Source organism: Rheinheimera sp. (assembly GCF_020217005.1).
Taxonomy (GTDB): Bacteria; Pseudomonadota; Gammaproteobacteria; order Enterobacterales; family Alteromonadaceae; genus Pararheinheimera.
The window spans coordinates 1-10,000 of sequence record NZ_JAIWOI010000229.1 but is presented as its reverse complement, the minus strand read 5'-3'; the positions used below and the strand labels follow the sequence as shown (position 1 = coordinate 10,000).

General features: G+C 46.4%; 9 protein-coding genes. 7 read left to right on the top strand and 2 right to left on the bottom strand.

Annotated features, from left to right (window positions below; genetic code table 11):
* Both LDL40_RS11265 and LDL40_RS11260 read left to right on the top strand, forming a co-directional pair.
* Window positions 1–1,186 (top strand): Ig-like domain-containing protein (locus LDL40_RS11265; RefSeq protein ID WP_300995476.1); only part of this gene is annotated, 1,186 nt, incomplete at its 5' end.
* A 163-nt stretch (window positions 1,187–1,349) separates the two neighbouring features.
* On the top strand, window positions 1,350–1,574 hold the full coding sequence (locus LDL40_RS11260) for a hypothetical protein (RefSeq protein ID WP_300995475.1): 225 nt from the start codon (window positions 1,350–1,352) through the stop codon (window positions 1,572–1,574).
* Window positions 1,575–1,653: 79 nt separating this feature from the next.
* Here LDL40_RS11260 and LDL40_RS11255 read toward each other — a convergent pair whose 3' ends face one another.
* Window positions 1,654–2,574: a DUF6492 family protein gene (locus LDL40_RS11255; protein WP_300995474.1), complete on the bottom strand. Its 921-nt coding sequence runs from the start codon at window positions 2,572–2,574 to the stop codon at window positions 1,654–1,656.
* Window positions 2,575–2,818: 244 nt separating this feature from the next.
* Between LDL40_RS11255 and LDL40_RS11250 the strand changes: the two genes are divergently transcribed.
* Window positions 2,819–4,276, top strand: a complete 1,458-nt coding sequence (locus LDL40_RS11250; RefSeq protein WP_367304315.1) for a mannose-1-phosphate guanylyltransferase/mannose-6-phosphate isomerase — start codon at window positions 2,819–2,821, stop codon at window positions 4,274–4,276.
* Window positions 4,277–4,370: 94 nt separating this feature from the next.
* On the opposite strand, the gene gorA is transcribed toward LDL40_RS11250, so the two are convergent.
* Window positions 4,371–5,720 (bottom strand): glutathione-disulfide reductase, encoded by a 1,350-nt coding sequence (gene gorA / locus LDL40_RS11245; RefSeq protein WP_300995472.1) that lies wholly within the window; start codon window positions 5,718–5,720, stop codon window positions 4,371–4,373.
* Between the two features lie 193 nt (window positions 5,721–5,913).
* Here gorA and prlC point away from each other — a divergent pair, with 193 nt between their 5' ends.
* The 4 genes from prlC to LDL40_RS11225 all read left to right on the top strand — a co-directional run.
* The gene (prlC, locus tag LDL40_RS11240) at window positions 5,914–7,935 is read left to right on the top strand and encodes an oligopeptidase A (protein ID WP_300995471.1); all 2,022 of its coding nucleotides are present in this window, start codon (window positions 5,914–5,916) and stop codon (window positions 7,933–7,935) included.
* Between the two features lie 81 nt (window positions 7,936–8,016).
* Window positions 8,017–8,247 (top strand): hypothetical protein, encoded by a 231-nt coding sequence (locus LDL40_RS11235; RefSeq protein WP_300995470.1) that lies wholly within the window; start codon window positions 8,017–8,019, stop codon window positions 8,245–8,247.
* Window positions 8,248–8,299: 52 nt separating this feature from the next.
* A complete protein-coding gene (locus LDL40_RS11230; protein ID WP_300995469.1) occupies window positions 8,300–9,001 on the top strand; it encodes a DNA-3-methyladenine glycosylase I in 702 nt (233 codons plus the stop codon).
* 126 nt (window positions 9,002–9,127) lie between these two features.
* Window positions 9,128–10,000 (top strand): ABC transporter ATP-binding protein (locus LDL40_RS11225; protein ID WP_300995468.1); only part of this gene is annotated, 873 nt, incomplete at its 3' end.

Genomic DNA, 10,000 nt, shown 5'->3' with positions numbered 1-10,000 from the left:
AGTGAATGTTCTGGCCAATGACACTGATGCAGATGGCGATACCTTAACTGTCAGTCAGGCAGTCGGTAGTTTTGGTACTGTGACCATTCTGGCAGATCAGCAACTGAGCTATACGCCTGAAGTCGACTTTGCTGGTGTGGATACTGTGGTTTACAGTGTGACCGATGGTAAAGGCGGCACAGCCAGTGCAGAGCTGGTGGTGGACGTATTTAGCAACAATGCCCCTATAGCAGTGGATGATGTGGCGGCAACTAATGATAAGACGGTGGTACTTATTGCAGTACTGGCGAATGACAGGGATGAAGATGGCAATACGTTGACCGTCAGCGAAGCCAGAGCTGAGCAGGGAAGTGTGATGATCGAAGCCGACCAGCGGTTGCGTTATACACCCAAAGTTGGTTTTGCCGGAGTGGATACCATTAGCTACAAAGTGACAGATGGCGAGGGTGGAGAGGCTTCTGCGAAAGTTCGGGTGACAGTCACTGCCTATCAGGACGTAGTGGTAGAGAATAAATCAGGAGGAGGCAGTATGACGCTGTGGATGCTGTTGGCGTTAGCGGGAGCTGTGGTATCACGCCGCAGCTCTGTGGTGGGGTTAGCCGCTGTTGTTTTGCTGTGGTTTAGTCCTGTGAGCCAGGCTGCCGACTGGTATGTACAAGGCTCATTAGGACATAGCAAAGCCGATCAGCAGCAAAGCCGGTTAGTAGAGGAGCTACCTGATGGCACTATCACAGCTTTTGATGACAATGATAGTAGTTATGGTGTGGCTCTGGGGTATCAGATACATCCTTATGTGGCGGTCGAGCTGGGTTACCAGGATTTAGGAGAAGCTGGCATCGAAATCAGCGGGGAGAGCCTGACACCGGCGCAATACCACGAGCTGGTGAAAGCTGTGAGTCCGGTGCTGGTGGACGGTTATACCGCAGCAGTTCGTTTTAGTTTGTGGCAAAATGAGGCACTCAATGTTGAGGTCCCTGTTGGTCTGTTTTTCTGGGAATCAGAGATCGAAAGCCGAATGGGGAGCAGCGTCTTGCGTTCAGAGTCGGATGGCAATGATTGGTATCTGGGGATACAGTTGAACTACCAACTGGCGACAGAGTGGCAAGTTGGTTTGGGTTACCAGCAACTCAATCTGGAGCCGAATGATGTCAATAGCTGGCAACTTAGTCTGAGATACAAGTTTTAATACAAAGACAAAGCATGACAAAAGGCGGCGCAGGCCGCCTTTTGTTTTTTCGTCTGGAGCGCAACCCCAGGTGACGGATCCTCTGTTATGTTTTGTCACAAAATAGTCTGTGGCTTTCCGCTGTGCTTTGTTAAGCTAAAGGAAAACGAAGAGGGTAAGGTCTATGTCTGGTCAGGGATCCGGTGGTAATGTTCTTGCTGCATTATGCAGTTTATTTTTTCCTGGCCTGGGCCAGTTATTACAAGGCCGCTTATTAGCCGCTATCCTGTTTTTTGCGATAACAGTAGTAGGTTATGCACTTTGGTGGCTGGTTATCCCTGCTATTATTGGCGCTATAGCTCATTTGTGCGCCATATTGGATGCCGCCCGTTTCAGGTCTTATCGCTAAAAAACTATCCGGGAAAGTGGTGAGGAGCTCCGGCCTGAACACAGGATAGTGCAAGGTTCAGGCTTAGCCTTGACTCCTTCTAGAGTTGGGGAAAAAGACCAGAACTCCGAATAAAGGGACTTACTTTGGCCCAGACGTCTTTTGGAGGGATCCGGCTTTTACTGCCTACTACACAAAACAGGCCCGGATTGGCTAAATCAAAGCTTCTCGCTATATCCCAGCATTCATAAGGGTGTGAATCATGGATTAGTAGTAACGCAGGTGTTTGACTTGTACCTGCGATACAGTGGAACTGATCAAGCAACCCCAGTTTCATAGCGCAAAGGTAATACAACGAATATTCGGTCCACTTTAACTTCAGATAACGACCTATCCACCAGTTTTTTATATTCGCCGGATCGTGCAGTGAACACAAAACATCGGCCCAGTCTTCAGCGACTTTATTGGCAGATAACTCCCTCATTAGCTTCTGACTTAAGGTCCTGGACAGTAGTGCAGGTGTCACCGTCATGCCGAGATTTTTGGGGCCAACATCCGGGCTCATGTTCAGAATACGGGCAGAGGACTTCCACCATTTAGGGTGCTGCGACCTGGGCTCGTATTGCAGCAAGGCTTTACCATCGACAATAAGTTTGTTTTCCTCCAGAGGTTTCAGGCAAATCACATCGGCATCAAGTGTTAGATAAAAGTCATTTTCTACTAAATTGGCTATCGCAATTTTTAATAACTGCTGTTTGCGCCATCCGCGCATTTTGGGGTACTTTTTAAGTTCAGGGATCAAATGATCTTCTGCCATCACTTTAATATTCAGTGACTGCCAACAGCTGTATTCCTGGTCGACCAGCTCAATTTCAGCTGAAGGTACTATGACAAATAACTCAGAAATTAACCCTGGTGCTGCAAAGTGTTGTAACGAGGAAAATAAGATATGAGCTCGCTTTAAGTCGTTTACATCATAGCTGCCACTTGCCTTTAGTGGCAAAACTGCACTTATCGCCATAGATAACTCCTGTCAGATTAATCCGATATACACTAAAACCATTGCACCTTTTGAGGTCACAACTGGGATTTGTGTTTATCTTTAGTGGTCCATCTAAACATTACATTTAGTTTATGTAATATATGTTAATTGAAATTAAGCGCACACTAGAAGCACTCGCACATAAATATAAGACTCTTCTAAGATTCTTAAGTTGAGTTTGATAGTTAAGTACCGAATAAGTTTCGGGATTTTTAGTGGCTCAATGAAGCCTGTCTGGATTGGGAGTAAGGATGTGATTTTACCTGTCATTATGGCTGGTGGTTGTGGCAGCAGATTGTGGCCTTTGTCGCGCGATTTAATGCCAAAGCAGTTCTTAGCCTTGGAAAACGAACACAGTATGCTGCAAGCCACAATGATGAGGCTGCAAGGAATGAATGCCGAAACTGCATTGGTGATTTGCAATGAAGACCACAGATTTATTGCGGCAGAGCAACTGCGGCAAATAGGCCAATTACATCACAATATTTTGTTGGAACCTGCCGGACGAAATACGGCTCCTGCTATAGCTTTAGCTGCGTTTACCGCAATAAAAAAAAGTCAGGATCCGCTGTTGCTGGTGCTGGCTGCAGATCATTTGATAGCTGATGTTCAGGCTTTTCAAGATGCAGTAAACGCAGCTACAAACTTTGCTGAAGCAGGACACCTTGTTACTTTTGGTGTTGTACCCACAGCTGCTGAAACCGGATATGGCTATATCAAAAGAGGTCAGGCTGAGAAGCTGGGGGCGGCTATGGCTTATCAGGTGGCGCAGTTTGTTGAAAAGCCAAAGCGTGCAACCGCGTTAGATTACGTAAATAGTGGTGAATACTACTGGAACAGTGGGATGTTTTTGTTTAAAGCCAGTCGCTATTTAGCCGAGTTGAATCTTCACAGGCCTGATATTTATTCTGCATGCGAGCAGGCAATCGCAGCAGTTGACCCGGATCTGGACTTTATCCGTGTCAATAAACAGGCCTTTTTGGCTTGTCCATCTGAATCTATTGATTATGCAGTGATGGAAAAAACTGCAGCTGCCATGGTAGTTCCGCTGGAGGCCAGCTGGAGTGATGTTGGCAGTTGGTCGGCATTATGGGATCTTTCAGCCAAAAACACTGAAGGCAACGTGCACAAAGGTGATGTGCTAAGTTGCGACAGCACGGATAATTATGTGTTTGCTGAAACCGGTCTGGTGGCTACTGTCGGGCTGCAAAATGTCGTGGTCGTGCAAACCAGGGATGCGGTACTGGTAGCAGCTAAAGACAGAGTTCAGGATGTAAAAGCTATAGTGCAGCAGCTGAAAGATTTGGGACGCAGCGAGCACAAAATTCATCGCGAAGTCTACAGACCCTGGGGTAAATATGACTCTATAGATCAGGGGCAACGCTATCAGGTTAAACATATTACTGTGAATCCTGGCCAGAAGTTGTCAGTGCAAATGCATCATCACAGAGCTGAACATTGGATAGTGGTGGCAGGAACGGCTTTAGTCAGCATTAATGGCGTCGATACTATGCTGTCAGAAAACCAGTCTGTGTATATTCCGCTGGGCGCCGTGCATGCGCTGGAAAACCCTGGGAAAATTCCGCTTGAGCTGATAGAAGTCCAATCCGGTACTTATTTAGGGGAAGACGACATAGTGCGGTTTTCAGACCGTTATGGCAGGGTGGAGGTTAAATCTTAATAAAATGGGGTCAGATCACATTAGTTATGCGTAACTAATGTGATCTGACCCCATTTTTAAGGCTGCTGTCTCTTGTGAGCTGACCCCAGTGGTTTTATTTCATTGTAACGAACTCTTCAGCAGAAGTAGGATGGATGGCCACGCAGTTGTCAAAGTCGGCTTTGGTCGCGCCCATCTTGATGGCAACGCCAAAACCCTGCAGCATTTCATCAGCACCAAAACCTACCACATGCAAACCTACGACTTTTTCGGTTGGGCCCGCACAGACCAGTTTCATCCGGGTGAGCTGACGATGTTGGGTTAAAGCCGTATACATAGCGGCAAATTCGCTGCGATAGATTTTAATCTGGTCATCACCAAATTGCTGACGCGCCTCGTCTTCGGTTAAACCTATAGTGCCAATAGGAGGGTGTGAAAACACCACTGTAGGCACTGTGTTGTAATCCAGTTTGCTGTCTGGTTTGTTATTAAATAACCGCTCGGACAAACGTCGTCCTGCCGCCACTGCGATCGGAGTTAAAGCCAGTCGGCCCGTGTTATCACCTACGGCATAAATGCCAGGGACATTGGTATTCTGATACTCGTCTGTAGGAATAAAACCTTCGGCATCAACGGCAACACCGGCTTTTTCCAGCTGCAGTTGGTCATTGGCTGGCTCGCGGCCTATAGCCCAAATCAGACAATCCACAGTGAGGCTGCTGCCGGTAGATAACTGCACAGTTAAAGAGCCATCGGCGTTTTTACTGACAGAACTCACTTCGGTATGAGTGTGTAGCTTAGGACCATCTTTGGCCATCAGCTCGACTAAAGTGTCGGATAACATCGAATCGAAGCTGCGCAGGGGTTTGTCTTTGCGCACCAGTAAATGGGTTTCACTGCCCAAGGCTTGCATTACACCAGCAATTTCTACTGCGATATAACCAGCGCCTGCTACTGCTACACGTTTGGGCTGACTTTGTAAGGCAAAAAAGCCATCGCTGTCTATGCCCAATTCTGCACCCGGCACATCAGGGCGCACAGGGCGACCGCCTGTGGCTATGGTGATATGGTCAGCACTGTAAAGTTTGCCCTCTACTTCAACAGTGTTTTTATCAACAAAACGGGCAAAACCGCGAATTACTGTGACGCCGTTTTTCGCCAGAACTCTGTCATAAGAACCATGGATGCGGGAAATATAAGCTTCGCGGCTCTCGACCAACTTTGCCCAATTTAAAGCGGGCATTTGGACATCTAAACCATAATCCGGCGCGTATTTAAAGGCATCGGCAATTTGTCCTGCGAACCACATGGCTTTTTTCGGCACACAACCGACATTGACGCAAGTGCCGCCTAAATATTTGGCTTCGATAATGGCGCATTTCTGGCCATGACTGGCTGCTCTGTTGGCGCTGGCAATACCGCCGCTGCCGCCACCTATGGCGATATAGTCAAAATGTTCAGTCATGCTCGGGTTCTCACTAAAAGAAAGATTGATCTGGTTATATGGGGTCCATAGTGCGAACTCAAGTGAATTTGCGATAAAGTCTGGCCATATGCATTACAAAATGCTTGAGAACATTAAAAAAGCCCCAATAATTCAGTGATAACCTGCGTATTGTTAGAACGCCTCCCAATTCAAAGGCCAGAAGAGATAAACCATGACCCAAGCCTTACCTGTATTTAGTCAAATCGACCCTTCGCAAATCAAAGCCCGTGTAGAGCAATTGATTGCACTCTGTACTGCCGATATCGAAGCTGTAGTGCAGGACCCACACCCAAGCTGGCAGTCACTGATTGTGGCGCTGGAAGAAAATAGCGATGAGTTAGGTAAATTCTGGTCGCCTGTATCGCATTTAAATTCAGTGAAAAACAGTCCTGAATTACGTGAAGCTTATGAAAGCTGTCTGCCGCTGTTATCGGATTTCAGCACTTATGTTGGCCAACACGAAGGTTTGTATCAGGCTTACTTAAAGCTGTCGCAAAGTGCTGAATACGCCACTTTAACTACTGCACAGCAAAAAGTGATTCAAAACGCCTTACGCGATTTTAAATTGTCCGGTATTGGTTTATCGGATGAGAAAAAGCAGCGTTATGGCGAAATTCAAAGCCGCTCTTCTGACTTAGCCTCAAGTTTCTCCAACAATACGTTGGATGCCACTCAAGCCTGGTTTAAACATATTGAAGATGAAAGTCTGCTGGCAGGTTTGCCTGAAGATGCCAAATTAGCAGCGGCTGAAGCTGCAGAGCAAAAAGAATTATCCGGCTGGGTGTTTACACTGGAATTCCCAAGTTATATCGCCATTATGACCTATGCCGACAATCGCGACTTACGTGCTGAGTTGTATCAGGCTTATTGCACCCGCGCGTCAGACCAGGGCCCCACAGCTGGTCAGTTTGACAACAGCGCGATTATTGAAGAAACCTTAGCTTTGCGACACGAGCTGGCACAGTTGCTGGATTTTAATAACGCGGCAGAAGAGTCACTGGCCACTAAAATGGCAGAAAGCCCGGCTCAAGTGCTGGAATTCCTGGCAGATTTAGCTCGTCGTGCTAAACCTCAGGCGTTGCAGGATCTGGCCGAACTCAAAGCTTTTGTCAAAGCTGAATTTGCAGTGGAGGAATTAAACGCCTGGGATGTCACTTATTACTCTGAAAAGTTAAAACAAGCCAAATACTCCATTTCTGATGAGGCCTTGCGGCCTTATTTCCCGGAAACCAAAGTAGTGCCGGGTTTATTCAGCGTGTTGAACAAATTGTTTGGCATCAGCGTGCAAAAACGTGAAGGCGTCGATGTCTGGCATCCCGATGTCAGTTTTTACGATATTTTTGATGCCAAAGGCGAGCTGCGTGGCAGTTTTTATCTTGATTTATACGCCCGGGCGAAAAAACGTGGTGGTGCCTGGATGGACGATTGTCAGGGCAGACGCTGGAAAGCCGATGGCAGCCTGCAAACCCCTGTGGCTTATTTAACCTGTAACTTTAATAAACCAGTGGGCGGCAAACCTGCGTTATTTACTCATGACGAAGTGGTGACTTTATTCCACGAGTTTGGTCATGGTTTACATCATATGCTGACTCAGGTTGATGCATCCGCAGTGGCTGGTATTAGTGGGGTGGCCTGGGACGCAGTAGAATTACCCAGTCAGTTTTTAGAAAACTGGTGCTGGCAGCCAGAAGCTTTAGCACTGATTTCTGGTCATTATCAGACAGGTGAGGCTTTACCCCAGGATATGCTGGATAAAATGTTGGCGGCGAAAAACTTCCAGTCTGCGCTGTTTTTAGTACGTCAGCTTGAGTTCGCTCTGTTCGATTTCCGTTTACATGCCGAATACGATCCGGCTTTAGGTGGCCGCGTGCAGCAAATTCTGGATGATGTGCGCCAGCAGGTTTCAGTGATTATTCCGCCACGTTTTAACCGCTTCCAGCATGGTTTTAGCCATATTTTTGCTGGTGGTTATGCGGCTGGTTATTACAGCTATTTATGGGCCGAAGTGTTGTCTGCCGATGCCTTTGGCCGTTTCGAGGAAGAAGGTATTTTTAATGCTGCTGTGGGGCAGGATTTCCTGCACTGTATTTTAGAGAAAGGTGGCAGTGCAGAGCCTATGGAGTTGTTCAAAGCCTTTCGCGGTCGCGAACCATCTAATGCGGCCTTGTTACGTCATATGGGTATTGCAGCTTAGTTGTTTTATTAGCCTTAGCGTTTGTTGTTGATTTAGGAAAATGTTCTATAGTTAGCCTGTGAAAATGTAGAGGCTAAGACGATGAAGATTAAACAATTTATTAAGGTGTTTACCCATAATCCCTGGCTGAATATGCTGATCTTTGTGGCTATGCTGATCTCAGCTGGCCACGAAGTCTGGCAAAGTATTCAACAGTTTGAATTGGGAGCCCATCATGGTGTGTTTTTATTTGCGCTGTTGCAGTGTCTGAAAACTTTACCGGATCTGGTTGAACCTTTAGAGTCATTCAACGGAAATGAGGCTGAAGGCTAGCAATGTCCGGCAGCCGCTGTACAAAAGGCAGTTACAAGAGGTTATCAACAGGATGGCATTTCCGGAAAAGTTTTCCATTATTTATCAACGTGCTGCTGAACGAAAAGGTGGCAAGGCCGCCTTGCAGGCTCTACTAAATAAGCCCCGTACAGAGGCACAATTACAGCAATTAACCAATGCAGAATGTTTAAGCGCCTTCAGTAAAAAAATCTTCCAGTCTGGTTTTGTCTGGTCCGTGGTAGAGAACAAATGGCCGGGTTTTGAAGAGATTTTTTTTGGTTTTGAACCAGAAAAAATGCTGCTGATGAGTGACGAAATGTTGGCAGCTAAAGCTACGGATCCGCGCATTATCCGCAATGCCACTAAAGTCTTTGCGATAAGGGAAAACGCGCTGATGATCCAGCAAGTTGCAGACAAATATGGCAGTTTTGGTGCCTTTTTAGCTCAGTGGCCTGGAGAAGATATTATTGGCTTGTGGGGCTATCTGAAAAAGCATGGCAGCAGATTAGGCGGGAATACGGGAGCTTACGCCTTACGTGTGTTAGGGAAAGACACTTTTATTATCAGCCAGGATTTAGAGGCTTATTTACGTAATTTTGGTGTAGTGGAAGGTGGCTTAAGCAGTCAGAAAAACCAAAAGGCAATTCAGCAGCAATTTAACTTGTGGCAACAAGAATCTGGCTTAAGTCTGCAGGAAATCAGCAAAGTCATTGCCTTTAGTTGCGGTGATAACTATGTTGGTATGAAAGTCTAAAAAAGAAGTCTGCTGCTTTTTAATAATTTGTTACAACTTCAGTTCAATTGTGACTCATTGGTGAGTTACCAGGCTTTGAACTCCGTGTTAGTTTAGTGTATTCACTTTCATAACAAGGAGTTCCCTATGCTGGACATTAAAGGCCTGACTAAAACTTATGACAATGGCGTCAAAGCGCTAAATAACGTCAATTTATCAATCAGCAAAGGCATGTTTGGCCTGTTGGGCCCTAATGGTGCCGGTAAATCTTCATTAATGCGTACTATCGCAACCTTGCAACAGCCAGATAGCGGTAGCATTGTGTTTAATGGTATTGATGTTTTAAAAGACCCACAGGCGCTACGCAAAACGCTCGGCTATCTGCCGCAGGATTTCAGTGTTTATCCCCGCATCAGTGCTTTTGAATTGCTGGACCATCTGGCGGTGCTGAAAGGTTTTACCCAGAAAAAAGAGCGGAAAGAATTGGTGGAGGGTTTATTAGCTCATACCAACTTATTTCAGCATAAAGATAAAGCCGTCAGCGGTTTTTCCGGCGGTATGCGTCAGCGTTTTGGTATTGCTCAGGCTTTATTAGGTAACCCGGATTTATTGATTGTCGACGAACCTACCGCAGGTTTGGATCCGGAAGAGCGCAACAGATTCCATAACTTATTGGTCAGTCTGGGTGAAGAAAAAGTCATTATTTTATCTACTCACATAGTTGATGACGTCGCCGAACTTTGTCCTGCTATGGCGGTATTAGCTAGTGGTCAGATTTTATTACAGGGCAATCCACTGGACTTAATTCAGCAGGTTAGTGGCCAGATCTGGACAAAAACTGTGTCGCAACAAGAAGCCGCTGAACTGGAAAAAGTATTGCCAGTGATTTCCAAACGTTTATTTGCCGGTCGCACTGTGCTGAATGTGTTTGCCGATCAAGCGCCCGAAGGTTTTGCTCCAACAGCGGCTGGTCTGGAAGATGTGTACTTCTCCTGTTTATCCAATCATCGCTCAGCTCAG

Coding starts and splice junctions, on each gene's coding strand:
- LDL40_RS11260 (WP_300995475.1), top strand. CDS start 1,350: ATGTCTGGTCAGGGATCCGGTGGTAATGTTCTTGCTGCATTATGCAGT.
- LDL40_RS11255 (WP_300995474.1), bottom strand. CDS start 2,574: ATGGCGATAAGTGCAGTTTTGCCACTAAAGGCAAGTGGCAGCTATGAT.
- LDL40_RS11250 (WP_367304315.1), top strand. CDS start 2,819: ATGAAGCCTGTCTGGATTGGGAGTAAGGATGTGATTTTACCTGTCATT.
- gorA (WP_300995472.1), bottom strand. CDS start 5,720: ATGACTGAACATTTTGACTATATCGCCATAGGTGGCGGCAGCGGCGGT.
- prlC (WP_300995471.1), top strand. CDS start 5,914: ATGACCCAAGCCTTACCTGTATTTAGTCAAATCGACCCTTCGCAAATC.
- LDL40_RS11235 (WP_300995470.1), top strand. CDS start 8,017: ATGAAGATTAAACAATTTATTAAGGTGTTTACCCATAATCCCTGGCTG.
- LDL40_RS11230 (WP_300995469.1), top strand. CDS start 8,300: ATGGCATTTCCGGAAAAGTTTTCCATTATTTATCAACGTGCTGCTGAA.